General features: G+C 47.4%; 25 protein-coding genes and 1 pseudogene. 7 read left to right on the top strand and 19 right to left on the bottom strand.

The window, feature by feature from the left end:
• Nucleotides 1–28 precede the first annotated feature (28 nt).
• Genes R5268_RS04415 through R5268_RS04405 form a run of 3 tightly spaced genes read left to right on the top strand, consistent with a single transcriptional unit; the run spans nt 29 to nt 4,665 of the window.
• Nucleotides 29–1,126 (top strand): efflux RND transporter periplasmic adaptor subunit, encoded by a 1,098-nt coding sequence (locus tag R5268_RS04415; RefSeq protein WP_317418807.1) that lies wholly within the window; start codon nt 29–31, stop codon nt 1,124–1,126.
• Nucleotides 1,123–4,209: an efflux RND transporter permease subunit gene (locus R5268_RS04410; RefSeq protein WP_317418806.1), complete on the top strand. Its 3,087-nt coding sequence runs from the start codon at nt 1,123–1,125 to the stop codon at nt 4,207–4,209. The genes R5268_RS04415 and R5268_RS04410 overlap by 4 nt, the downstream gene beginning before the upstream one ends.
• 42 nt (nt 4,210–4,251) lie before the next feature.
• A complete protein-coding gene (locus tag R5268_RS04405; RefSeq protein ID WP_317418805.1) occupies nt 4,252–4,665 on the top strand; it encodes a hypothetical protein in 414 nt (137 codons plus the stop codon).
• 192 nt (nt 4,666–4,857) lie between these two features.
• Here the strand turns inward: R5268_RS04405 and R5268_RS04400 are convergent, their stop codons facing one another.
• From R5268_RS04400 to R5268_RS04370, 7 genes are all read right to left on the bottom strand, one after another.
• Nucleotides 4,858–5,730, bottom strand: coding sequence for a dimethyl sulfoxide reductase anchor subunit family protein (locus tag R5268_RS04400; protein ID WP_317418804.1), 873 nt, complete (start codon nt 5,728–5,730; stop codon nt 4,858–4,860).
• Nucleotides 5,727–6,356, bottom strand: coding sequence for a DMSO/selenate family reductase complex B subunit (locus R5268_RS04395; protein WP_317418803.1), 630 nt, complete (start codon nt 6,354–6,356; stop codon nt 5,727–5,729). The genes R5268_RS04400 and R5268_RS04395 overlap by 4 nt, the downstream gene beginning before the upstream one ends.
• Nucleotides 6,353–8,740, bottom strand: coding sequence for a DMSO/selenate family reductase complex A subunit (locus R5268_RS04390; RefSeq protein ID WP_317418802.1), 2,388 nt, complete (start codon nt 8,738–8,740; stop codon nt 6,353–6,355). The genes R5268_RS04395 and R5268_RS04390 overlap by 4 nt, the downstream gene beginning before the upstream one ends.
• A 364-nt stretch (nt 8,741–9,104) precedes the next feature.
• Nucleotides 9,105–9,593: a RidA family protein gene (locus tag R5268_RS04385; RefSeq protein ID WP_046892099.1), complete on the bottom strand. Its 489-nt coding sequence runs from the start codon at nt 9,591–9,593 to the stop codon at nt 9,105–9,107.
• Nucleotides 9,594–9,633: 40 nt separating this feature from the next.
• Nucleotides 9,634–11,058: an FAD-binding oxidoreductase gene (locus R5268_RS04380; RefSeq protein ID WP_317418801.1), complete on the bottom strand. Its 1,425-nt coding sequence runs from the start codon at nt 11,056–11,058 to the stop codon at nt 9,634–9,636.
• A 365-nt stretch (nt 11,059–11,423) separates the two neighbouring features.
• A complete protein-coding gene (locus tag R5268_RS04375) occupies nt 11,424–11,888 on the bottom strand; it encodes a YaiI/YqxD family protein (protein ID WP_317418799.1) in 465 nt (154 codons plus the stop codon).
• Between the two features lie 63 nt (nt 11,889–11,951).
• Nucleotides 11,952–12,695: a DUF4184 family protein gene (locus tag R5268_RS04370; protein WP_317418798.1), complete on the bottom strand. Its 744-nt coding sequence runs from the start codon at nt 12,693–12,695 to the stop codon at nt 11,952–11,954.
• A 115-nt stretch (nt 12,696–12,810) separates the two neighbouring features.
• Between R5268_RS04370 and R5268_RS04365 the strand changes: the two genes are divergently transcribed.
• From R5268_RS04365 to R5268_RS04355, 3 genes are all read left to right on the top strand, one after another.
• Nucleotides 12,811–13,263 carry a hypothetical protein gene (locus R5268_RS04365; RefSeq protein WP_046892095.1) on the top strand — a complete coding sequence of 151 codons (453 nt, stop codon included), beginning with the start codon at nt 12,811–12,813 and terminating at the stop codon, nt 13,261–13,263.
• Between the two features lie 118 nt (nt 13,264–13,381).
• On the top strand, nt 13,382–14,989 hold the full coding sequence (locus R5268_RS04360) for an ABC-F family ATPase (RefSeq protein ID WP_317418797.1): 1,608 nt from the start codon (nt 13,382–13,384) through the stop codon (nt 14,987–14,989).
• A 228-nt stretch (nt 14,990–15,217) separates the two neighbouring features.
• On the top strand, nt 15,218–15,673 hold the full coding sequence (locus tag R5268_RS04355) for an Lrp/AsnC family transcriptional regulator (protein WP_004237600.1): 456 nt from the start codon (nt 15,218–15,220) through the stop codon (nt 15,671–15,673).
• A gap of 49 nt (nt 15,674–15,722) precedes the next feature.
• On the opposite strand, the gene sugE is transcribed toward R5268_RS04355, so the two are convergent.
• Complete coding sequence (gene sugE / locus R5268_RS04350; RefSeq protein ID WP_107679160.1) at nt 15,723–16,043, bottom strand: quaternary ammonium compound efflux SMR transporter SugE; 321 nt, start codon at nt 16,041–16,043, stop codon at nt 15,723–15,725.
• 173 nt (nt 16,044–16,216) lie between these two features.
• Here sugE and R5268_RS04345 point away from each other — a divergent pair, with 173 nt between their 5' ends.
• Entirely contained in the window at nt 16,217–16,837 is a 621-nt protein-coding gene (locus R5268_RS04345; protein WP_317418796.1) for a TetR/AcrR family transcriptional regulator, read from the top strand.
• Here R5268_RS04345 and R5268_RS04340 read toward each other — a convergent pair.
• From R5268_RS04340 to R5268_RS04290, 11 genes and pseudogenes are all read right to left on the bottom strand, one after another.
• Nucleotides 16,824–17,315 carry an ATP-binding protein gene (locus R5268_RS04340; protein ID WP_317418795.1) on the bottom strand — a complete coding sequence of 164 codons (492 nt, stop codon included), beginning with the start codon at nt 17,313–17,315 and terminating at the stop codon, nt 16,824–16,826. The two genes, R5268_RS04345 and R5268_RS04340, sit on opposite strands and share 14 nt — an antisense overlap.
• A 198-nt stretch (nt 17,316–17,513) precedes the next feature.
• Complete coding sequence (locus R5268_RS04335) at nt 17,514–18,419, bottom strand: DMT family transporter (RefSeq protein ID WP_317418794.1); 906 nt, start codon at nt 18,417–18,419, stop codon at nt 17,514–17,516.
• 189 nt (nt 18,420–18,608) lie between these two features.
• On the bottom strand, nt 18,609–18,878 hold the full coding sequence (locus tag R5268_RS04330) for a PAAR domain-containing protein (RefSeq protein ID WP_218454041.1): 270 nt from the start codon (nt 18,876–18,878) through the stop codon (nt 18,609–18,611).
• Nucleotides 18,879–19,001: 123 nt separating this feature from the next.
• Nucleotides 19,002–19,802: a hypothetical protein gene (locus R5268_RS04325; RefSeq protein WP_317418793.1), complete on the bottom strand. Its 801-nt coding sequence runs from the start codon at nt 19,800–19,802 to the stop codon at nt 19,002–19,004.
• Nucleotides 19,789–20,589: a hypothetical protein gene (locus tag R5268_RS04320; RefSeq protein ID WP_317418792.1), complete on the bottom strand. Its 801-nt coding sequence runs from the start codon at nt 20,587–20,589 to the stop codon at nt 19,789–19,791. The genes R5268_RS04325 and R5268_RS04320 overlap by 14 nt, the downstream gene beginning before the upstream one ends.
• Entirely contained in the window at nt 20,576–21,403 is an 828-nt protein-coding gene (locus R5268_RS04315) for a hypothetical protein (RefSeq protein ID WP_317418791.1), read from the bottom strand. Before R5268_RS04315 ends, R5268_RS04320 begins: the two co-directional genes overlap by 14 nt.
• Complete coding sequence (locus R5268_RS04310) at nt 21,384–22,052, bottom strand: hypothetical protein (RefSeq protein ID WP_317418790.1); 669 nt, start codon at nt 22,050–22,052, stop codon at nt 21,384–21,386. The genes R5268_RS04315 and R5268_RS04310 overlap by 20 nt, the downstream gene beginning before the upstream one ends.
• Nucleotides 22,053–22,101: 49 nt before the next feature.
• Entirely contained in the window at nt 22,102–22,866 is a 765-nt protein-coding gene (locus R5268_RS04305; protein ID WP_317418789.1) for a hypothetical protein, read from the bottom strand.
• Nucleotides 22,847–24,679, bottom strand: a complete 1,833-nt coding sequence (locus R5268_RS04300; RefSeq protein ID WP_317418787.1) for a lipase family protein — start codon at nt 24,677–24,679, stop codon at nt 22,847–22,849. The genes R5268_RS04305 and R5268_RS04300 overlap by 20 nt, the downstream gene beginning before the upstream one ends.
• Complete coding sequence (locus R5268_RS04295) at nt 24,669–25,469, bottom strand: DUF4123 domain-containing protein (protein WP_317418786.1); 801 nt, start codon at nt 25,467–25,469, stop codon at nt 24,669–24,671. Before R5268_RS04295 ends, R5268_RS04300 begins: the two co-directional genes overlap by 11 nt.
• Nucleotides 25,469–25,903 (bottom strand): annotated as a pseudogene (locus tag R5268_RS04290) (type VI secretion system tip protein VgrG); the annotation flags it as partial. The gene R5268_RS04295 and the pseudogene R5268_RS04290, both read right to left, overlap by 1 nt.

Genomic DNA, 25,903 nt, shown 5'->3' with positions numbered 1-25,903 from the left:
AACTCTCCGGGACGGAAATTGTACCACGATGAAAAACTGTATTCTGATAGTCACCACACTCTTGCTCTCTTCTGTATCGCTTGCCTGCCGGGCTGATGAAATACGGATCAGTGTGACTCATCCGCAGCTGATACGCTCTGCTCCGGTGATCACACTGCCGGGGCGGTTTGTGGCTAAAAATGAAATCGCCATCGGCTCACCGCTGCAACAACAGGCGGTGACGGCTGTATTTGCGGAGGAAGGCCAGCGGGTGGAGAAAAATCAACTGCTGGCAACGCTGGAATCACCATTACAAAGTGCATCTGTCCGCCAGCTACAGGCGGAAACAGAAAAAGCAGCAGCTTACATCCGGCAGCAAAGCGTGCTGGCGGAGCAATCTCAGCGCGATCTGAGCCGGATGACCAAACTGGCACACAGTGGTGTGATTTCTGCCAGCGAATTTGAGAAAGCCAAATCAGATACCAAAGCACTGCGGGCACAGATTGATGCCGGACAGGCTGAGCTGCGTCAGTTGCAGGCGCAACTGGCACGGGAAAAAAGTCAGGAAGATAAATCAAAAATCTATGCGCCGGCGGCCGGTATCATCAGTGAACGCCATGCCGTACAGGGCATGCTGTCTGATAACAGCCTGCTGTTTAAGATGATCGAAAACGGAGAAATAGAATTTGAAGCCACGGCAGGTGCAGATGAACTGACGCAAATGCAGGAAACTGTACCTGTCACACTGAAAACGGCGAATAACCGGCAACTGAGCGGCACTGTCCGGTTTATTTCACCGGTACTTTCCTCATTAACACAATCCGGCCGTGTGCGCGTTACGGTTGCGGACGGTGAATCACTCACTGCTCTGCGTCAGGGACAAACCGGTGTGCTGACATACACCGCCGCATCCCGTGAATACCAAAGTCTTCCTTACAGTGCGGTGCGCACCGGCACAACCGGTGAGCGCTCGGTGTTTATCGTGAAAAAAAATAAAGTGATGCAGCTGCCGGTGCAGACCGGCGCCATTAATAACGGACAGATTGCTATTCTCAGCCCGCTTCCGCCGGATGCGGATGTGGTGGTTAATGCTCAGGCATTTCTGACAGATAATGATACCGTTACACCGGTGAAGGCTGCAAAATGAAATTACAACTCTCCTCTTGGGCAATCACCCGCCCGATCCCGGTTATTGTTATTTTTCTGGCACTGACCGTGGCCGGGCTGTTTTCCTTTGCACAGTTGCCGGTAACAGCCAATCCGGTGATTAACTTCCCGGTTGTGACAGTGACAGTCACTCAGGATGGATCTTCACCATCTGAACTGGAAAATGCCGTGACCAAACAGGTCGAACGGGCCGTTTCCGGGATACCCGGTATCCGTCATATTTCTTCTTCCGTGACTGAGGGAATTTCATCCACCACGGTGGAATTTAATCTGGATGTTGATCCGTATATTGCCACCAATGATGTCCGTGAGCAGATCTCGCAAATCCGCGGAGAATTACCGCAAAGTATTGATGAACCGCTGATTAACCGGATAGATGTCGAGGGCGGAGCCATACTGCGTTATGCCGTGTCATCCGATACCGTTCCGGCGGCGGATCTCTCCTGGTTTATTGATGACACCATCAGTAAACAGCTGATTATGTTACCCGGGGTTCAGAAAGTCAGCCGCCAGGGCGGCGCGGACCGGGTGATCCGCATCGAACCGGATGCAGACAAACTCTCTGCCCTGAATCTGTCAGTGACCACCGTGAATGAATGGCTGCGCGGTGTGCATCAGAACGCGGCCGGCGGCTCATCACAATACAACGCTCTTGCCCATACCATCCGCGTTCTGGGTGAAAAAGCATCTGTTGATGATATTAAAAACATTCAGTTACCTGCAGATAATGAACAATGGATAAAGCTGGGTGATATTGCAGAGATTTATAACGGACAAAAAACCACCCGCAGCATTTCGCAGCTTAATGGCCGGGATGTGGCCGGATTTGCTGTATTCCGGGCCAAAGGTGCCAGTGATGTTGCCGTTGCGGAACAGGTGGATGCGGCTCTGACGGAGATCGCCGCAAAACATCCTGAACTGACCATTGAACTGATCTCATCCACCGTGACCTATACCGAAACCAGTTATCAGCTGACGATTAAGACGTTGCTGGAGGGCGCGTTCCTGACCATCGTGATTGTCTTTTTCTTCCTGAAAAGCTGGCGGGCAACACTGGTTGCGGCTGTCGCGCTGCCGTTATCCATATTACCGGCATTTTTTGTGCTGGCATTGTTTGATTACAGCCTCAACAGCATCACCCTGCTTGCACTGACACTGGTAATCGGCATTCTGGTGGATGATGCGATTGTGGAAATCGAAAATATCCAGAAATACATCGAGCGCGGCGAACGCCCGTATCTTGCGGCGCTTAAAGCATCAGATGCTATCGGCTTCGCGATTGTTGCGATTACGCTGACCATTGTGGCCGTTTTCCTGCCGGTCAGTTTTATCGGCGGGTTTGTCGGTAAATATTTTGTACCGTTCGGCGTGACTGTGTCTGCGGCGGTACTGTCTTCTCTGCTGGTAGCTCGTCTTATCACCCCGCTGATGGCCGCATATGTCCTGCTGCCGGCCAAAAAGTCACATGCAGAGCCGGTCGTGCCCCACTGGATAGAAAAATACACCGGATTATTATCAGCGACCCTGAAACACCGGAAAACCGCGCTGGCACTGGCAGTCATCTTCCTGACAGGCTCAGTGGTATCCGTCACCTTGCTGCCTGTCGGTTTTATGCCGGAGGGCGATATCAGTGTGACACAGATTGAGGTGGAATTACCGCCCGGCACACCGGCTGAACAGACACAGCAACGCCTGCAGGCACTGACCACCTCCCTGAAAGACCGGCCGGAGATCAAATCTGTCTACACCATTGCCGGTGTGGCGGACGATGCGGACGGTATCGCACAACATAAGGGCGAAATTATTCTGACACTGGTTGATCCCGGTGATCGTGAGCTGTCACAGAAAGAATTTGAGCGTGTAATTGCCCCGTTGTTCCGTGAAATGCCGGATGCCCGCTATAACTTCAGTAACAGTAACGGCGGTAAAGAGTTTTCGCTGGTCTTTACCGGCACCGATCCGGCAGCGCTGGAGAGTACCATGCAGCAGCTGCGTAACGGTATTGCCCGCCTGCCCGGGTTCAGTAATGTGCAGGTGATAAAACCCTTGCTGCGCAAAGAGCTGATTGTCACTCCTCGGCCTGACGGCCCGGGGCGAACCGGGGTGAGTGTCAGTGAAATCGCCGATACGCTGCGGATAGCCACAATGGGGGAATCAGGTTCCCGCAGTGCGAAATTCAATCTTCCGGACAGACAACTCGCGTTGCAGGTGGTTTTACCGGAATACCAGCGTAATGATGTCCGTGTACTGAATGATTTACCGGTCAGAAGTACGGCTCAGGGAAATGTGCCGCTGAAGTCTGTGGCAACCATTGATTTCAGTGATGGCCCTGCACAAATCGACCGGATAAACCGGGCCCGGAAAATGTCGGTTGAGGCTAATCTGACCGGCTTATCATTGGGTGAAGCACTGGATGCTGTAATGGCTCTGCCGGAATATCAGAACCTGCCAGTGACAGTGTCACAATTAGAATATGGTGATATGGAATATATGAATGATATGTTCATGCGTTTCAGTACCACCATGCTGTTCAGTGTTCTGCTGGTACTGGCGATTCTGATTGTTCTGTTTAAAGATTTTCTCCAGCCGGTCACCATCCTTGCGGCCCTGCCGTTTTCTGCCGGCGGTGCGATCATCGCCCTTGTGCTGTATGGTGCAATGATCGATCTGCCGGTCATTATCGGCATTCTGATGCTGATGGGGATTGTGACCAAAAACTCCATTCTGCTGGTGGAGTTTATTCTGGAAAAAGAGCGTGCCGGGCTCAGCCGTGAACAGGCAATAAAAGACGCGGGACGTGAGCGCGTCCGTCCGATTATTATGACCACTCTGGCCATGATAGCCGGTATGATCCCGCTGGTGCTGACCTCCGGTGCCGATGCCGGGTTCCGCGCACCGATGGCAATTGCCGTTATCGGCGGGCTGATAAGCTCCACCATTCTCAGCCTGCTGTTTGTGCCGGTGATTTATACCTTTATCGATGATCTGAAAAAAGCATTATTACCACGCCTGGCAACACTGACCTCAGTCACCAAAGCCGACCGGGATGTGAAGGAGTGGTAAAGCTGTGTTACGATCAGCCGGTTATTCAGGGAGAGAAATATCATGATAAAACACCGGCTGTTCTCTGTTTTTGCACTGTTTTTATTGTTGCCCGCCTTCGCCGGTTATGCGGAGAAGACACAAGATAATCTGTATGCGTCATGCCGCCAGCTTAATGAAGGCGAAGTCTATGACGGACTGAACACATACCGCTGTTTCTTTATTAAACAAAATATCCGCGGAGTCTATTCCCGTTACCGGAACGATTTTTATCAGCCGGATGATCTGAAAAAATCTCTGCCTGCAAAAGACATGACCTATCAGACGGCGGATGCAGAGATCCGCTATCACTGGTTGTCACCGGGTAAACTGGAAATCACGGTTACTCACCGTGTGGCCATTGAAGAGTACCGGTATCTTTTTATCGAAAAACCAGACGATACGGTGCTGGATATTGAGGCGGAGACGGGGTATTGACACAGTTACCTGTTCCGGTCTTTTTTTCTTGTCCGGTGTGTCGTAAATTACGGGCTGTCAGTTAAATACACCGGAATATTGAATCATATAATGAAAACATTACAGGAAGTGATAGCCGCTCAACCACCGGAAAGCCGTGAGCGGATAACACGACTGACTAAGGCCTTCATCCGAAGGCCTTTTCTGTATCACTTATCCGACAATAAAAAACGCAAACCGGCTGAGAACTTCACCGCTGAAAACCAGTAATGAACCCAGCAGGATCAGCGGCATGCCATTACTCAGAACGGCACTGCGCATCCGCAGCAGGCTCAGTCCGGTGAATAAAATACCGCTGACAGACAGTGCACCGGCGATAATCCGCAGGCTGTATGTACTGCTGTATGCCACCAGCGGTGAGTGAGGAAAAGTGACGCTGTCACTGTTTTGTGCCGCTGCGAATAACCATTCTGTAAAGAATGGCTGTGCCGCCATTTTTACCGCCACCGCAATAAAAATCAGCGCCAGTGCCGTACCGGTGATCCTGACCGCGGTTGTTCCGTCAATCAGGGATTTTACCCGTACAGCCGTCATCCCCAGCGCCAGTGACCCGCCGGCAGCAAAAACAGAACAGAAAAACAGGATATAAGTATTGATATGCATCCATGTCATCATCGCGGTGTTGTAATACAGCGATGCCATACAGTAAATATCAATTAATCCAAGTAAACCAATCAGCGCCGTGATTGTTCTGTTCATCCGCCCGGTGAGCAGCACATATAACGTGTACAGGCACAGTGCGCCCAGATAGAGCGCGGCAAACACCACTTCACGGCTCAGCCACGAGGTGCTGATATGACGCAGTGCGTGAAACGCATTCCACGGATACCCCATATGCAGCGTTGATGCCAGTAACCCCAGACATCCGAGAATGGCTGCGATCAGCAGAACCGGCTTCATTGCCCGGACGGCACGCGGATTACCAAGTGCTTTTTCGAGGTAACAGAAAAATACAGCAATAAAAATCATCATCCCCGCAGAGCTTTGTACCAGCAGGGTAAACGCCACTAACGGCCATTCACTCATGATGTTGCCTCCCCTTTGTTCTGCGCGCCTTTATGTGGCCTGATAACCAGATTCGGGTTGGTGACAGTGAAATCCGGTAGTCCCTGAACCTGACTGAGATGACCGTATTTTTCGCGGAGTTCGCGGATTTTACCGAATTTTATGGCATTCAGCGGACAGGTATCGACACAGATCGGATTTTTTCCTTCTGCCAGCAGATCGACGCAAAAATCACATTTTGATATCCGACCCGCCTCTTTATTCATCTGTGGTGCGCCGTAAGGACAGGACCAGGCACAATAGCCGCAGCCGACACACTTACCGGTATCGACCCGTACAATGCCGTCTCCGGGACGCTTATGCATGGCGGTGGTCGGGCAGTTTTTCACACAAACCGGGTCCGTACAGTGGTTACAGGAAATAGTCAGCGTGTAAGAAAACACATTGTTTTCATAGCCGCCCTGACCATTCGGCGCAAATCCGCCGCCCTGAATTTCATACACCCGGCGGAATTTACGGCCGGCTTCCAGATTATTTTTATCTTTACACGCCACCTGACAGGCTTTACAACCGGAACAGCGGGAAGAATCAATAAAAAACCCGAGCTGCTCATCACTGACCGGCGGATAATCGTTAAAATCACTCATGCTTTGCTTACCTCCACCAGAACAGTCAGATGCGAGTTCCCGTGCGCCAGTGGTGTCATCCGCGCGGATGTCAGCACATTCGGGCATCCGCCGTGGTCAACACCGTTTTCATCCGGGTCCCACCAGGCTCCGGCCTGCATACCAACCACGCCGGGAATAATCCGCTGAGTGATCAGTGCCGGTATCTGAGAAATACCGCGATCGTTATAGATCCTGACCATATCTCCCGCGTTAATACCGCGTTTTTCCGCATCAACCGGGTTAATCCACAGCGCCTGTCCCTGCACTTCCTGTAACCACGGATTGGCAAACTGGGTAGAGTTGGCGCGGTTGCGCCCTTTCCAGGTCAGCATCTGGAGCGGATATTTTTCCGTTAGTGTATCCTGCGGCCCCTCAATCGCCGGGACACAATGCGAGAGCGCCGGAATATCCGGATTTTGCATGTCATACAACCGTTTGGAGAAAATTTCGATTTTACCGGATGGGGTCGGGAACGGGTTATTGTCCGGATCGCGGATATTCTCCTCAAAGGCAATAAACGGCTTATCTTTAAACAGATACCGCCGGGTTTTCTGTAATTCCTCAAAATCCGGGAAATCAGGCCGCTCAGGGAAACGGTCTTTGTTCATTCCGACCAGATACGCAATCCACTCTTTCTCGCTGCGTCCTTCCGTCAGTGCCTCTTTAACCCCCATTTTCTCAGCAACTTCGCTGATCCATTCATAATCTGAACGGCGTTCAAAGGCTGGTTCAATCAGTTTTTCAGATAAAATAAAGTAACTGCCGGTGCCCCAGGTATCACCGATATTCCAGCGCTCCATAAAGCTGGTTTCCGGCAGCAGTAAATCGGCATATTTCGCGGACGGCGACATATACAAATCACTGACCACAATAAATTCGGCTTTGGATTCATCGGCCAGTAATTTTGCCGCTGCATTTACATCCGGGTTCTGGTTTACCAGATAGTTACCCGCCAGCGAGAAAATCATTTTGATGTTGGTATCGAGCTTATCCGTACCGAGAAGCCCGTCTTCCGGCCGCACTTTGCCTGCATCCTCAACGGCCTGCATCCAGTTCATAATGGAAATCTGTGCTTTGACCGGGTTTTCCCCGGTATCCGGCCCGTGCATGGAAACACGGTTACCGATACCACCGTAACCCGCCGCCCACGCGCCCTCTTTTCCGACATTACCGGTGATTGCCGCCAGCAATGTGGAGCCGCGCGCACTGCGCTCGCCGCAGATATGACGCTGCGGTCCCCAGCCCTGGATCAGCGCCGCCGGTTTGGTCATGGCATATTCGCGTGCCAGCTGACGGATGGTATTGGCCGGAACACGGGTGATTTTTTCCGCCCATTCCGGTGTTTTCTCAATACCGTCTTTCCTGCCGGTCAGATAGAACACCAGCGATTCCCCCGGCGGCACACCTTCCGGCATATGGTGTTCATCGAAACCGATAACATATTTATCGATAAACGCCTGATCCTGAAGATTTTCCGTGATAATCACATACATCATGGCATCCATCAGCGCGTTATCGGTAGTCGGTAACAACGGAATCCACTGATCAGCCAGTGACTGCGCGGTATCAGAATAGCGCGGGTCGACAACAATAAATTTGGTACCGTTCTGTTTCATCTTCTGATAATAGTGATTGGAGTGTCCGAAAATAGTTTCATTCGGGTTATGTCCCCACAGGATCACCAGCGGCGTATGTGCCAGCGTGTCCATCGAACTGCCGGTTTTGGCAACGCCGTATGTATAGGGGGTGACTTTAACGGTATTGCCGAGACTGACGGAATGATAGTACGGCAGATAACCGCCGGTCAGATTAAACAGTTTTTTCAGCATGGTATCACCGGAGAAAATTCCCCCGGTAACGGCAGTGTTGACGGTGAGAAAACGGCTGGCTGCGCCGTGTTTTTGTGTCAGACGGGTGATATTGTCCGCAATCAGAGTGGTGGCTTCATCCCAGCTGATCCGCTCAAACTTTCCCTCACCCCGCTTACCGACCCGCTTCATCGGGTATTTCAGCCGATCGGCATGATAAACAAATTTCCGGTAACCACGGCCACGGACACACGCCCGCATCACCGGCATCTCTTCATCCAAATCAGTATCAGGCCGTGTGGTGATCCGCGTGACGATCCCTTCTTTCACATGGGCACGGATATCGCATTTTCCGCCGCAGTCAAACGTGCTGCAGGTCGCGATAACATCAGCCCCCGTATCACCTGATGACACCTGCGGCAGGCTGTCATCCGCCGCTGCACCGGCCCCCGCTGTCATAAACGGCAGAGTAACCAGTGCCGCTCCCGCCTGCATAAACCCGCGCCGGCTGACAGGCAGCCCGCCGCAGTCACCCGCTGTTGTTTTAGTTGTCATAATGATCTCGCATCGCTCTTTAATTACAGATCATCATAAAAGCGGATGCTCTGACCTTATTGATTCACATCAAGACCCTATGATAGGTGTGGGTTTATATCGAATCGCAGACATGTGAAACCACCTGGTGCGATTTTATAGTGAAAAGCGGAGCCGGGGCAGAGTTTCGTTGTCTCAAAAAGACAATTCATGCGCAAAGGAGAAAGAGCGGGATAACAACGTTAAATCAATATGTTATAACATTTATGATAGTACAGGTTCATCAGAAATTACCGGGGGTAACTTCGTGGTGCATCAAACGGTGTGAATAAAAAACGGGTTTGCCCCTTCCGGATGCAAACCCGCTGTTAACCTGCTGATACTATTACGGACGAACAGCTGTTACTTCGATCTCAACACGCCATGCCGGGTTTGCTAATTTAGAAACCTGAACAGTGGTACGTGCCGGTAATTTATTACCGGAATCTTTGTCGTTATAGTATTTGGAATAACCGGCCATAAAGCCCGCGAAATCCATAGTACCGTTAGTCTCTTCACCGCCGACCAGGAATACCTGCATTTTCACCACGTCTTTCATTTCCAGACCTAACTCAGCCAGGTGAGCCTTAATCTGTTCCATGATATTGATGGTCTGTGCTTCAGTATTACCGTATGACGCCAGAACACCTTCCGGTGCGTCTTTGGAAATTTTGGTCGGTACTTTGCCGCTGAGGAAAATAATATCTTTGCTGCTGCTGATTTCCACAGATTCAGAAATAGGCATACCGTTCAGTTTATGATGAACAACACCTTCTGACGCGTGTGCCGCGCCCCAAACCAGCGGAAGAGCTAACAGTAAACTTTTATAACGCATATTAAGCCTCTTAATAGTATCAACGTAAGTAATCAAAAAATTAACTAAAACGTGAAAGACTAAACGGAGCCGGGTCAATAACCGGTTTTTTACCGGTGACGATGTCCGCGGTAATTTCACCGGATGCAGGACCTTCCGTCATACCCCAGACGGTCGCGGTATTGATTACCAGACCCGGATACTCTTTCACTTCGGAAATAATCGGCAGTTCATCGTAGGTTGGTGCGACGACCGCGCCCCAGCGTTCAACGACTTTCGATTGTTCAAATACAGGGAATTCCGCTTTCATGCGGGCAAATACCGCATCCAGATGTTCGGTATTCTGTGTGGCTGTCGCGATACGGTAAGTCTCGAACGGCGTGGCTTCATCCAGATTCCAGGATGTGGCCATTTTGAAGGAGTTGAACAGATCTTCACCGACAGAGAATTCCAGCGGTAATTCACCGCCGCCCAGCAGATGCATAAACTTAGGTCCCAGCAGGAAGCTGTCTTTTACCACTGAACTGGTGAAAATACGCGGTGCCACGGCATAAGTACCATCAGCCTGCTCGCGGAAGTGAATGCCGCTCGGCAGATGCACGTTACCGCGTGGTGCACCCGGAACGCCGGAAACACGCTGTTGTGACAGATAAACGTTGAGTGTCGGGATATCAATTCCCAGATTACCCATAAACAGGCGTGACCAGATACCGCCGGTCAGCACCACATGAGAGGTTTTGATTGCACCCTTCTCTGTAACCACATCAGAGACTTTACCACCGGCAGTTTCGATACCACGGACCGCGCAGTTAGTGTAGATTTTAACACCCAGGGATTTGGCATACTGTGCCAGAACCGGTACACCGGTTTCCGGATCAACGCTGCCTGAATCTTCTTCAAAACCGGCAACCGGCCAGTCTGTTTTGGCATCAACCAGACGTTTTTTCAGCTCGTCACCCTGAATAAAGCGGGTGTTGAGCGGCGCTTCAAAATCAGCGGCCCACTCTTTGGCGTTCTCAACCCAGGCCTGTGATTTTTCGAGATCTTCCGCACTTGACGGCACCTCAACACGGCCCTGGGTACGATAGCTGGTATCCGCCCCGATTTTTTCGTTCATACCGCGCCATAAGATTTTGCCGTAATGGTGCAGCGGGAAAATTTCTTTGGATGTTTTGTAACTGATGAGCTGACTGTAAGCACGTCCGGATTGCTCACCGGCGATTTCACCTTTTTCCAGGACGGTGACGCTCATGCCTCTTTCCGCCAGGTTAATCGCTGTCATGATCCCCATCATGCCGCCGCCGATAATGACGGCATCGGACTCTTTCGGTAATGCACCTTCGGTGCCGTCGACATGTTTTGCGCGTGAAGCCGATTCCACAAATTTACCGTCACGGCGAACCATAGGAACTAATACTGAAGCACCACCTGCCAGAACGCCGGCAGCACCAACCCCTAAAATTAACTTTCTGCGTGAGATTTTCATCTAAAGCCTCATCATTATCTGTAATATTTGTGTGGCATTTTTTTAATTAAGTAGCACACTAATTATAACAACTATCATTATAATGTTAATGAATATAGTGTGATGTTAATAATAACGATACTTAAGATAAGCTTTATCAGGAATACACGATATAAAGTGTCGGATTTTACGAGGTGACAGACAGGATTCAGGCCGGATCTTCTGAGATAAAATCAGCGGTAAATATTATAAACCCTTGTTATTATGGTGGATAAGGCTAAGTAGTACGCTTTTTTAAGATGTTGTTACATTGCGGACAAAAATAAAACGGCAGATGTCACTGTGACATCTGCCGTTTTATAACGATATTAATAATCAAAGGGTAATCAGGCAGAGGGTGCCCGTTTTTTGTGCTGTAAAAACCACTTATCCAGTTCATTAGCAAATAGCTGGCGATCCCGCTGATTCAGCGCTGCCGGACCACCGGTCTGAATACCGGAAGCCCGCATGGTGTCCATAAAATCGCGCATAGTCAGACGTTCACGGATAGTCGCCGGGGAGTAACGTTCACCGCGCGGATTAAGAGCCACCGCGCCCTTCTCCAGCACTTCAGCCGCAAGCGGAATATCAGCGGTGACAACAAGGTCATCTTTCTGCACACGGCGGACAATTTCATTATCGGCCACATCAAACCCGGCAGAGACCTGCAATGTCTTTAAAAACGGTGACGGCGGAACCACCAGCCGCTGATTGGCCACAAAGGTCACATCCGTTTTTTCGCGATCCGCCGCCCGATAAAGGATCTCTTTGATAACTTTCGGACAGGCGTCCGCATCCACCCAAATCGCCACGGTTTATTTTCCTCAGTACTGCAACAAAATGTAATCCGCGATCATAACACACGACATCATGCATTAACGTTTTCTGATCACCAAAAAAAGTGCCGCCAGGACAACAAAACCGGCAAAAAACGATACCGAAAGTGATAATTCATAAAACACAAAACGATTCATATGCAAACCGGCGGTTGTCTGTGCCAGATGGTACGCCAGAGGTATCGTACAAAGTGCCGCCAGAACCGCGATGCCAATCAGACGGATCAGCCTGATAAGGTTTCCGCGTTTCTCCGTATCCGGCAGTGCCCGCTGATACTGAGTGAATTTCAGGCAGAGATAACCCGCACCAATCAGTGATCCCAGATGCTGCAACACTTTATAAACCGCAATCTCCTGCCCGTCTGTCATACCATGCAGCAGCGGCACCTGCAAAACAGACAACGCACGCACCATCGTGCCGGTTTCATGGGTAAAGCCATCCCAGATAATGTGTGTGGCAGCGCCAATAAATAAAGACAGCAGGATAATCATATTTTCCCGCAGAGAACGGGTCAGCGGATCCGTCACCGGAAACGGTAACAGTATTTTCAGCGGTGCGGACAACAAATGAAAAATCAGCAAAACAGCCAGACATACCGGCAGCCCGGTATAAAACCAGCCGGCAAAATGATGAGCCTCATCCGCTGCACGATACATCCCGGCGGAATACAGCAAATCCGGTGATACACTGCCCGTAATCAATGCGGGCAGATTCAGCCACCGGCCGAAACGGGACTGTTTCAGCGGAAAGACGACTGCCGGATGTGAGAAAGTCCATGGCATATACTTATCCTGCTCCGGAAAACCGGAAATTAATTTATTTTTATGTTAATAAATAGGCCGTCAGAAAAATGAATAATACGCCGGACTCCGGACAATAACCTGTAAAGGCAGAAAAATGAAAAAATATCTTACCGGGATGGTTGTAACAGGGTTGCTATCCGCCCCTGCGCTGGCTCAGGAGTTTACCTGCCAGCTGGAAAATAATAAATATGTCAGTGTGGTTGTTGAGAAAGGAAAAACACCGGCATACCGCTACGGAACTCTGGCAAAACCGGAGATCACGTTGCCGGTGAAAGGCAATGCGAAAAATGGCGTTTATGTCGGACAAACTGCCTTTATCGGCGGCGGCTCAGCCTACATCCGCTTTGAAAACGGTCCGTTTAACTATGTGGTATACAGCGGTATGGGACGCGGCTGGGAATTTACCGGCCTGGCGGTCTATAAAGGCGATAAAGTCATCAATAAAAAGGTCTGCAAAACCGATTTGGGTATCTATGATGTCCTGAATTACGGCCTGCCGGAAGATGAATCCGGTGAAATCTATGCTATGGACCCGAATTCACAATAATACCTGCTGCGGTGGCATTCTGTGTCACCGCCCTTTTTTTATACATCTGTGCCTCGCCGCCCATCTGTGGCATAATGCCCGCCGTTTATTTTTCTCTTTCAACTTATGAGTATTCGTCTTGTTAATCAGCAACAATATTACGATGCAGTTCGGCGCCAAGCCACTGTTTGAAAATATCTCCGTCAAATTCGGCGGCGGTAACCGCTATGGCCTGATCGGCGCAAACGGCAGCGGTAAATCCACCTTTATGAAAATTCTCGGCGGTGATCTCGCGCCGAGCAGCGGCAACGTGTTTCTCGACCCGAACGAACGTCTGGGTAAGCTGAAACAGGATCAGTTCGCCTATGAAGAGTTTTCTGTGCTCGACACGGTTATTATGGGTCACACTGAACTGTGGGAAGTCAAACAGGAACGTGACCGCATCTACAGCCTGCCTGAGATGAGCGAAGAAGACGGTATGCGTGTGGCGGATCTCGAAGTGCAGTTTGCTGAAATGGACGGCTACACGGTGGAATCCCGTGCCGGTGAATTACTGCTGGGTGTGGGTATCCCGCTGGAACAGCATAACGGCCCGATGAGTGAAGTGGCCCCCGGCTGGAAACTGCGTGTGCTGCTGGCACAGGCTCTGTTTGCAGACCCGGATATTCTGCTGCTCGACGAACCGACGAACAACCTGGATATCGATACCATCCGCTGGCTGGAACAGACACTGAATGCGCGTAACAGCACCATGATCATCATTTCCCATGACCGTCACTTCCTGAATATGGTGTGCACGCACATGGCCGATCTGGATTACGGCAGCCTGAATGTGCATCCGGGTAACTATGATGAATATATGTTTGCCGCCACCCAGGCCCGTGAGCGCCTGTTAGCGGATAACGCGAAGAAGAAAGCCCAGATTAATGAATTACAGTCATTTGTCAGCCGGTTCAGTGCAAATGCCTCCAAGTCCCGTCAGGCAACATCCCGCGCCAAACAGATTGAAAAAATTCAGCTGACCGAGATTAAAGCCTCCAGCCGTCAGAACCCGTTTATCCGTTTCGAGCAGGATAAAAAATTGTTCCGTAATGCGCTGGAAGTGGAAAACCTGTCCAAAGGCTATGACGGCAACGCCCCGCTGTTCAAAAACATCAATATGATGATGGAAGTGGGTGAAAAAGTTGCGGTTCTGGGTATGAACGGTGTGGGTAAATCCACTTTCCTGAAAACCCTGGTCGGCGAACTGACCCCGGATACCGGCCGTTATAAGTGGTCTGAAAACGCGAACATCGGTTATTACGCGCAGGATCACGCGACAGATTTTGAAGTCGATATGACCGTTTTTGACTGGATGAGCCTGTGGATGCAGCCGGGTGATGATGAACAGTCTGTCCGCAGTGTGCTGGGCCGCCTGTTGTTCTCCCAGGATGACATCAAAAAATCGGTACAGGTTTTATCCGGTGGTGAAAAAGGCCGGATGCTGTTCGGTAAGCTGATGATGAGCAAGCCCAATATCCTGATCATGGATGAACCGACTAACCACCTCGACATGGAATCCATTGAATCCCTGAATATGGCTCTGGAGTTATATCAGGGTACATTAGTGTTTGTTTCCCATGACCGTGAGTTTGTCAGCTCGCTGGCGACCCGTATTATCGAAATCATACCGGAAAAAGTTACCGACTTTACCGGCAGTTACGATGAATACCTGCGCAGCCGCGGCATCGAATCAGAAAATAACTGATCCCCGTTCAGCCATAAGAAAAGCCCCGTTTCAGAGCCATGAAACGGGGCTTTTTGTTTTCGTCAGATCCGGCGGGGGCGGTTGCCGGCATATCTGACATTTTTCAGAAACCAGTCTCCGTATACCTCTGTCCTGTACCGGAAACTAATAGGAAGAATATCTGTATTCGGGTAGAATGTGCTTGCTAATCAGACCCTGATTTACCTTATTTGAGGGAGAAAATTACCAATGGACAGCTTTGACAGGAAGATTCTTTCTGAATTACAACTCGACGGGCGATTAACTGTCACTGAGCTGGCAGATCGCGTGGGTCTGAGTTTGTCCCCCTGCCACCGGCGGCTGAAGGCGCTGGAACAATCCGGCGCTATCTGCGATTACCGGGCACAGCTTGATCCGCGCGTACTGGGGCTGAATTTCTCCGCACTGGTGTTTGTCACGATGAAAGACGGCAACCAGGAGAGTATGAGTAAATTTGAGACAGCGGTGGCGGATATCCCGCAAATTATTGAAGCCAAACGGCTGTTTGGTGATCCGGACTATATGCTGACGGTCGTGGTCAAAGATATCGATGCATTTCAGAAATTATATGACAGCCGGCTGGCCGCGATGCCCGGCGTGCAGCGCCTGACATCCACCCTGGTCATGAAAGATGTGATCCCGGCACGTGAACTGCCCCTGCTGTAATAAAAAAGCCGGCAATATCTGCCGGCAATCAACACAGTACTGAATATTGTTATGCCGGGCTGGCTAATTTCATCATCACCAGACCGGAAATGATTAATACCCCCGCCACAATCCTCATCAGGTTTGCCGGTTCGCCCAGCACCACTATCCCGACAATAAACGCACCGATTGCGCCGATCCCGGTCCAGATGGTGTAAGCCGTACCCAGAGGCAGTGCCCGCATGGCCATCGCCAGCAGTCCGAAGCTTATCAGCATTGCAATAATGGTGATTACTGACGGCCCTAATTTGGTAAAGCCCTCTGATTGCTTCATGGTAAACGCCCAGACAATTTCAAATAATCCGGCTGTAATTAATAAAATCCACGGCATGGTACATCCTCACTGATTTTTAGTTGCAGGTGAAACCGTTATAAGTTACCTTTGGTATAGTTATATGTTACCTTTAGTAACTTGTAAATACTTTTCTGATCTTTTTTCGATCGTTTTTGTCCGCTCACCGGAACCCTGAACTCTGTGGTACACTTTCCGGCAGGCAAAACGACATGATTATCAATGAGGAGGCAGATTTGTCCGGACGTTTACAGCGCGATGAGCGCCAGATACAACTGCTTAATGTCGCCAATGCCATTATCCTGGCTGAAGGCACCGATGCACTGACACTGATTACCCTTGCGGAAAAAGCAGGTGTAACCAAGCCGGTGACCTACAAACATTTCGGTAACCGCAAGTCCCTGCTGCATGCGTTGTTCAAATACAGTGATGATGTGCTGGCTGAACGGATGAATGCCGGAATGGAGCAGCCGATAGCGGATCTCGATCAGGCCATTTCCGTTTTTATCACAACTTATTTTGATGTGATGGCAGAGGACGGTGAAGCATTCAATGCCACCGTGGCGGCACTGAAAGCGTATCCGGAATATGCGGGGATCAGCCGTGAAGTGCAGGACTTTTTCTGTCAGATCCTGCAACGCGCATTGCAGCGCTGGCTGCCGGAAAATTTCCGGATTCCGGAATGGACATCGGTAATGATTTTCGGCGCAACCGAATCATTGTGTCTGATGATGTTTAATGACCCGGCATTAAAAACAAAAATCAGCGAAGAAGCTATCTGGCTGGTCAAAACGCTGCTGGCCGATCAGCTTAAGAGATTCAGCGGCGGCTGATGACTAACCCCTCTTCTTCTGACGGATAGCTGAAGTGCGCTGTAATCAGATCAAACTGCTCCGCTGAGGTGGTAAACGGGTTTTCCCCGCTCAGATTCCGTGCGGCCAGCCGCCGTTTGCACTCTTCATCACTGACATCCAGAACATAACAGCAATAGCGGCACCCGGCCTGCTCTGCCAGCTCTTTCAGCCACCGGCGCTGCACGGGGGTATTCGCCGGAAAATCCAGCACCAGAGTCATTCCTTTCTGTAATAATGCCACCAGATGCGGCTCCAGAGCGGACTTCAGAAGACGGCTTTTTTCAATGTAATCCGTCAGCTGTAAAATTTCCCCCGGGTAAAGTGTTGCCAGCCAGGTATCCTCAGACAACAGGATTGCCTGTGTTTCGCGGACTAACTGTTGCGCCAGTGTCGATTTTCCTGAGGCGATTTTGCCGCAGAGGAAATGGAGTTCGGTGCCGGATTGTATTTCTGACATAATTGCTCCTTTGTCTGTTATACCGCTGAGAGAGCAATAAAAAACCCGCTCAGGCGGCGGGTTCTGAATACAGCACATCCCCCGCTATGGCGCGGAGATAATCATCATGCCGGATGTACTGTATGGATTCATGCTGTTTACCTGTTTGAAATATTCATCATTACAGTAAGACTGTTTTAGCAGAGTCTGATACAGATGTCAGGTAGTTTTTTTCGTCCGTTTGATACTTATCACCGCCAGCGCCAGCACAATCATCACAATCCCTGCGGTTTCTGTGCTGCCCGGCTCCTCACCCAGCAGCCACCATGAGAACAGCACACCACAAACCGGCACCGCCAGTGTGCTCAGGCTGGCAATACCCGCCGGTAATTTTCTCAGCACAAACAGCCATAAACTCCAGGCAACGGCGGTCGCCAGGATAGCACTGTAACTCAGCGCCCAGAAAACATACGGCTGCCAGTCAATTGCCCGCTGCGGCACCAGCAATGCCACGACTGTCATAATAACCGCGGCATACACCATCTGCCAGGTGGTAAGAGAAAGTAAATCCACCTGCGGATAACGGCTGTAGAGCTTTTTCGCCACAATCGCGCTGGCTCCCCAGCTGATCCCGGATGACACGGCCAGAAAAGCACTTTTCATGGAGGCAAAATCGAGAGTCCACGGCTGGATCACACACAGCAGCCCGGCGGCAGCAACTGAAATAGCGGCATACTGGAGGCGGCGCATCCGTTCACCCAGCAGCATGGCGGCCATAATCACCACCCAGAACGGCATGGTATAACTGAGGATCGCCACCTTTCCCGCACCGCCGCTGACCAGCGCCCACTGTGCCAGCCCGACCATACCGCAGGTCTGGAGAACGGCAATGCCCAGTGTATAACGGAATGGGGTTAAGCCGATTTTCCGCCCCGTCGCACGGGCCCGGATATACAACACCAGTAATAACATAATGGCGCTGAACACACAGCGCATCGCCGTAAAGTCAAACGCACCGATATAGTGCGTAACCTGCTTCATCGCGATCCAGCTATAACTCCAGATCAGTGTTAAAATGACCAGGCCGGTGATGGCGATGGCATTGTCTTTTTCCCGTAAAGCCATAATATCCTGTGACCACTTCACGGCAGTACTCGTCTGTACCCCGCGTGCGGCTCCTGTTTTTATATTATCATAACCGGAATAATATGCCGGACGCCCGCTGGCGGCCAGCTCTCATGCAATCCGTACTTTTATGCCAGTTTACACCCGGTTTGAAAGAAGGGAAAAGATCAATACACAAACCCGCATTTATTATTCTGCGGCAACCAGCACACATCCGCCGGAGCAACCGCAGTCCACCCGGTGACCTTCCAGCGCGACAGGAACACCTTCTATTTTCATCATGTCATCCCCTTCTGCAATAACGCCGGTGGAGTCACATGCAGGGCAATAAACTGAATCACCCCGGCAGGCAATTTCATTCTGTTGTTTTGCCACAGACCGGCCGGTTAATACGGTTCCGTTTGTATTAGTGGTATCATTTTTCAGAATAATTTTCCGGTTTTTTATTTTGCCTCTCATCGCTTCCTATAACCTGTTTTCTGTAAAATACATGAGTGTTATTAATTTATATATCCGCTATTTTCGCCAACAACACCCGGAACATAAAATCCATGCATCGGTGTATATCCGGCTGATACCTGACTAGCGCTGAACATGATTCTTACGCTCTTCGCGGATTTTTAGTAATTTTTTATAGTCGGGGAAAATCCCTGAATCATATTCAATGCCTCCATCAGGATATTTGAGATATGTTTTCTTATCTATTTTTTCTTTAACAAGGTCACTCCAATAACTAAACATATTTTTTTCGTATTTTATAGTAAGGTGAATATTTCCGTTATTAAATAATCGGTATGTCAATGTGTCACTTTCACCAATAATAAAGAAAAGTTTTTCATGTTTATCGAAAGCACGCTCACGTATAAAAGGGAATAGCAGCAACGATTCATTAAAATCACCATTACGAGAGTTATATCCACCGTTAAACACCTGTGGGGCATTATTATCGGTAATAAACACCGTTTCAAAACCATAATTTTTTGTAATTTCCGGATCAATTTTTTGCGGATTCTTTAGTTTAACTTCAAACTTAATATTGCTAAGCTGCCAGTCACAATATCCGCCGCCATTTACCGGAATATCCGCAGTCACATCACCGCTCGCGGTGACGGACAGCGGGTATTTGGTACTATTAAACCCCGGAACGTCATAGGATTTACCGCTGCCGCTTGTCCGGGTTTGGGTACACTTTTTTGAGCGGTACATCGCGGATAATGGCAGAGACTCCAAATCAGCCGGTACCGTTGCAGAAAAATGAATATTCCGGCTGTCGGCGGGTGGGGATAAGGTCGTACTGTAGGTGCAACCGGTGAGTATTACGGGTAACAATAACACCGTAACAGTGAGTTTATTTCCGGCTGACACCTGATTAGCGCTGAACATGATTCTTACGCTCTTCGCGGATTTTTAGTAATTTTTTATAATTCGGATAACGCATAGCTTTACTTTCTTTCTCACCATTAGGGTAAGTAATTACACTTTTATTTCCCTCTTTTTTTTCTTTCACTCCGGTCCAATGGCTCAGCATCTCCTTTTCATAATTCACGGTAAAATGAACATTTTCGGTACCAGACAACTGATAAGTCAACATGTCATTTTTACCCACCAATGCGAATATTTTTTCATGTTTTCCAAGAAAACTTTCTCGAATTAGAGGAAACAGCAGCAGGGATTCACTGAAGTCTCCCCGATGTGAAATGTAGCCACCGTTAAACGCCTGCGGGGCATTATTATCGACAACGAATACTGTTTCAAAACCAAAATTATCTATAATTTCAGGGTCAATAGCCTGAGGATTTTTCAACTGAACTTTAAATTTAATATTACTAAGCTGCCAGTCACAATATCCGCCACCACTGACCGGAATATCTGCGGTGACATCTCCGTTTGCTGTGATGGTCAGAGGGTATTTGGCACTGTTAAACCCCGGAACGTCATACGATTTACCACTGCCGCTTGTCCGGGTTCGGGTACACTTTTTTGAGCGGTACATCGCGGATAATGGCAGAGACTCCAAATCAGCCGGTACCGTTGCAGAAAAATGAATATTCCGGCTATCGGCGGGTGGGGATAAGGTCGTACTGTAGGCGCAACCGGTAAGTATTACGGGTAACAATAACACCGTCACAGTGAGTTTATTTCCGGCTGACACCTGATTAGCGCTGAACATGATTCTTACGCTCTTCATAGATTTTCAGCAATTTTTTATAGTCGGGGTAGCTTTTTGATTTTCGTTCTTCTTCACCATTCGGATAAGTAATGACTGTTCTGTTTCCTTCTTTTTTTTCTTTGACGCCTGTCCACCGGCTCACCATGCTTTTTTCATAGTTCACCATAATATTAATATTATCTGTACCAGATAAACGATAGGTCAGAGTGTCACTTTCACCTACTAACCAAAATATTTTCTTATATCCGCCCAGAAATTTTTCACTAATAAAAGGAAATAATAGTAACGATTTATTGAAATCACCCTGGTGAGGGATATATCCACCGTTAAACGTTTGGGGAGCATTATTATCGGTAATAAATATTGTTTCAAATCCGAAATTATCTGTAATACCAGATTCAATTATTTGTGGATTTTTTAGTTTAACTTCAAACTTAATATTACTAAGCTGCCAGTCACAATATCCACCGCCATTTACCGGAATATCCGCGGTAACATCTCCAGTTGCGGTGATGGTTAGTGGGTATTTGGTACTGTTAAACCCCGGGACTTCATACGATTTACCGCTGCCGCTTATCCGGGTTCGGGTACACTTTTTTGAGCGGTACATCGCGGATAATGGCAGAGACTCCAAATCAGCCGGTACGGTGGCGGAAAAATGAATATTCCGGCTGTCGGCGGGCGGCGATAAGGTAGTGCTGTAAGAACAACCAGTAAGGATCACAGCAGGCAATAATGCAGTAATACGTAAATTAGTTTGTAAATTCATGCAGTTAATAGCTATAAGCACCCGCTTAGTTATTTTTATTTTCATTTAAAATACTATTTTCCAAGATCTCATTGAACTCCGGAGATGTCAACTTTCCAGAGCCTTTATAATTTTTCCTAACACCATTTGGAAAAACAACAACCCCCTCATTAACGAGAGAATGTGTTAACAACTCATTTTTTAACTTGAAATTAATTTCAACATTTCCATCTTTATGGTTTGAAATGTAACTTTCATTATTACTTGAAATCAAATAATAATTATTAACTTTCCCATCATTGTACTTTAAGATAATAGGAGCAAGAAAAACACCATAGAAGACACGATCAGAATCCGTATCGGAAACATTAACAAGAAGAAATGAAGTTATATTTGATGAGATGTTTTTTGGTATTGGTGCTATATGTATTTTAGACAAACTCCAGTTACACCACCCACCACCATTAATAGGTAAGATGAAAATAGCCATGTCATTATTACTTTCAAACTTATCAAATCTCACACTAACTTTATCAGAAGAGTAAGATATTTTTGTATATGCTGCATTTAGATGTGCAGTAGTGCATTTTTTGGATATGTATGTTGCCTCAACCTTTACATCAATGTTATTTATGTCATTTACATGTACTTTTATACTATTACCATCATTATTAACATTAAGAGGAAATTGTCCCCCCAGAATATCATCAACCACACCACTACACTTTACTAAAAGTAGTATAGGAATCGCTATTAGCACTATCTTAATCACTTTTCGTTTCATTTTTTTTATCAACGAGAATATTATCTTTTAAGATGCTATTTTCTAAAATGGTATCAAATTTAGGGAAAAATAACCTTTTATTCCCAGTGTAATCTATTTTTTTACCATTAGGGAAAATGACAAAACCTTCATCAATCAATGATTCAGTTAATAATTCTTTTTTTAATTCAGCATATATATATATGTTTCCATTTTTATGATTAGATATTTCCTTTAACTCTCGATTTGATAATATATAATAAAATTCGTCTCTTGCGTTATTTCTTTTTTGTACAATCGGAGCTAGTGATACATCATATGAAATAGAGTTAGCGTCTGTTTTTGTAACGTTAATCACGATTGATGTTGATGTGTCAGCAATATTTTCAAGTGGAGTTGGCGTTATATACATTTTAGTTAGGCGCCAGTTACACCAACCACCCCCATTAATAGGTACAGTAAAGGTAGTAATACCATTATTATTTTCAATGTTATTAACATCAACACTTATTTCATCAGAGGAGTAAGATATTTTTGTATATGCTGCATTCAAATGTGCGGTAGTGCACTTTTTTGACAGGTATGTTGCTTCAACACTCACCACCGAGTCTTTTATATCATTTATATGTACTTTTATATTATTGCCGTCATTACGCATGTTGAGCGGAAATTGACTCCCTAGAATGTCATCAACGACACCACTGCACTTTATCAAAAGAAGTACGGGGATAGCGATAATTATTCTCTTAATTATTTTTCGTTTCATCTTTATACCTTTTTAAGGATGTAATCCCCTCCGGAGTTAACAATGTCGGCAATAATGTATCAGACAACATTAAATCCAGATCAAATAAATATTGGTTTTCAGAATAGGTATTCCTAAAATTAGCCTTTTGACGTTCAAATTCTAATCTTATTTCGTAAGCAGAATCACTCATTTTATTGTCGCTTAACAAAGCGGCTAATCGCTTAATAATAAAATCAGTATATTTTACGGATGAATGGTCAGCCGTTCCAAATGGATTAGTGGCTGAGTTCCGTGGTATCCGGTAAAGTTCGAAGTATTTTGATTTATACGCATTATCAGGTAATAACTCGGATACCAGATAGAGTTTTTCTTTCACACTGATCGGTATGCCATCCCCATAGAAGTTAAACTTATAGCTGGAAACCGTTTTTTCATAAAAATGCGTAGGGCATCCGTGATGAATATAGATATCATCTTTATTTTTTAAACTACGTATTAATTTATTTGGAATAATCATTTGTGGATTAACATTCATTAATACCAGCATTACTTCATATGAATACCCTGCAAAATCATGATCGTTCACAAAAAGATCGTTATTCATATTTTGTTCAAATGGTAATCCGGGTACTAAATCATCCTGATTAACATGGCGGTGATGAACGATATCATCCAACTGTTTTCCGACAGATAGGGTTAATATTCTTGGCATTCCTATGGTATACAGTACAGGATTATATTCTCTCATTTTGATAGCGGTAAGTAATGCCAGACACCCGCCAAGGCTATGTCCTGCTATAAACAGTTTTCTGTCTTTACTTAGTGAAACCATGTAGTCTAATATGTTTTTCACTCCCGTGTCCTCAGCATCATTTCTGAGTTTATATTTCTTATCTATTACCTTAAACGCCTGATAAAAACCGGCGTGAACATATCCGGATACACCCATATTGCTGTCTAATTGCACGGGTTTGAACGTCATGTCAGTTTTAAGATCCGTTATTCCGGCTGTCCCGCGCCAGGCAATAATCATTTCATTCTTATTGGCAATAAAAAACAGTTGTGTATCTAAGTCTTTTTTTGAGTCAAAAAATTCAATTTCTGTATATCTATCACTAAACGGTACGTCATACACGACAGGCGTAAAATTACGGCTTTCAAACTGAGTTGGTATCTTCGATAAATCAAAAAACTGATTCAAAAATACGTCTTCTATCGATCCCCGATAGTTGCTTTCACTTGGGTCTTCAGCATCATTCGCTTTCAGACTGGCATAAGCCAGAACAGAAAGAATACTTAAATTACAGGCATTAACAATTGAATACTCTTTCTGGTGATGCAAAAGAAATGACCACGCTCTGAAAGGACAGATTTCAAATACTAACCGGCGATTATCAAAATTAACAAAAATTCCTTTGGGGTTTTTAGATTGAAAATGATATGCCGGTGGTTCCGGCTCTTGCCAGTTTTCAATTTTGGGTATTGAATCACACAGTCTGCCAATTGTGACATAACGATAAAAATCATGCCGCTTTTCGGCATCATACATTGCTTTTGATGCCCGCCTGCTACGGTTAACCCTTAACGGTCTTTGCTCCATTTCATCAGCGAGAGACTGTGCATCTACAGAAAAACCACCTCCTGTCGGCGGCAGATTCTCCTCACGGATAAAACCGTTAGCATCTGTTATTCCGGTTCTTTTTTCACCATTATATATTTTTAATGTATATGGCATTCCCGCAACCGGCTGATTCAGTTCATCGACAAGGACAATTTCAATCCATGCTTTATGTTTGTTACAATCCGCGCAATAGCCATCATTATATTGCATATTCAGCATCCTGCCCGTTTCCGATAAGGTTATTCTGTTTCAGGTAACGAATAAACAGGTCATTTGTCAGATATTCGATATCAACAAGGTCAGCCTGATAATAATCCATACATTGGTTAATCAGTCTGACCAGCTTACCTTCCGGGTCTTCTAATGTCACAGCCAGATCTGTATGTGTTTCCCAGAATTGAATATAAAAATTATCCACCGTATTTACACGAAACTGTACAGAGTTTTTCCAGGCGACTGCAAGATGCTCTCCCAGTTTATGGGGATAGAGATTAATCTTCTTCTCCGCTTCCGGAGGACGACATACGTAGTTATTTTCAGCCAGAGATGGAATTAAGCAATCACTCACCGGCATCAGTAAATATGACCAATCAGTAAATGTGAACGCCGGTATTAATGCACCTGCAATTCGGTTATCGAATAAACGGAAAATCCGCTCTTCTCCCTGAAATATCACAAGATGCTGTCTTTGCCAATGCATTATCTGATCGTCGTATGCTCCTGCGCTGTGATATGCCCATCCCCACCCCGGTCCGGAGAACGGGCCGGTATCCAGCGTTTTTGCCAGACTACCCAGATTCTGCCATTTCACTTTTATTAACCATGGTCCCTGCTCTCTCAGATGAGATAATGGTGTTCCTGCATAGAGCGGATACGCATCCTCAACCCAGTCAGCGGCATAAAACTGTGCAACCGGGTCCGGCTGAGCCAGTTTATTCAACAAAAACCAGACAGTACCTCCGCTTGTCTGGGTTACCCACTCGCGCCAGGTCATCGCCATCACTCTTCCTCCGCGGGCTTAATCAGCATGCTGCCGGAATGCTGTGCGGCTGCCGCACAGTATTTTTTCACCGGATACGGTTCCGGGGCCGGAGGAACCCCGTCCGGCGGCATCAGTCTGACCGGCACACCGTTGCCGGGAGCGCTGTCACCGACGTTCAGATTACCGGAAGTGAAAATTGCCCCCGGCGTGATGCGGATAAAACTGTCGCCGACTTTGAGGGTGATTTCTGTTCCGGCTTCTATAATAATTTTTCCGTCGCTGAGATGATGTGTCTGCTGTCCGCTTTCAGTCACCAGATTTTTATCCGCACGGATGTGCTGTTCCCCTTTGATATGCAGCGAGACATCCCCGCTGGTCTGGTGTTTTTGTGAGCCGTTGATAATGACATGCTCATCACCGGTCAGTTCGGTGTGACTGTTGTTATCAATCCG

The sequence above is a fragment of the Morganella sp. BCCO 40_0007 genome (assembly GCF_032989665.1).
Lineage (GTDB): Bacteria > Pseudomonadota > Gammaproteobacteria > Enterobacterales > Enterobacteriaceae > Morganella > Morganella sibonii.
The sequence above is the reverse complement of the archived record's forward strand: the minus strand, read 5'-3'. Positions and strand labels throughout refer to the sequence as shown.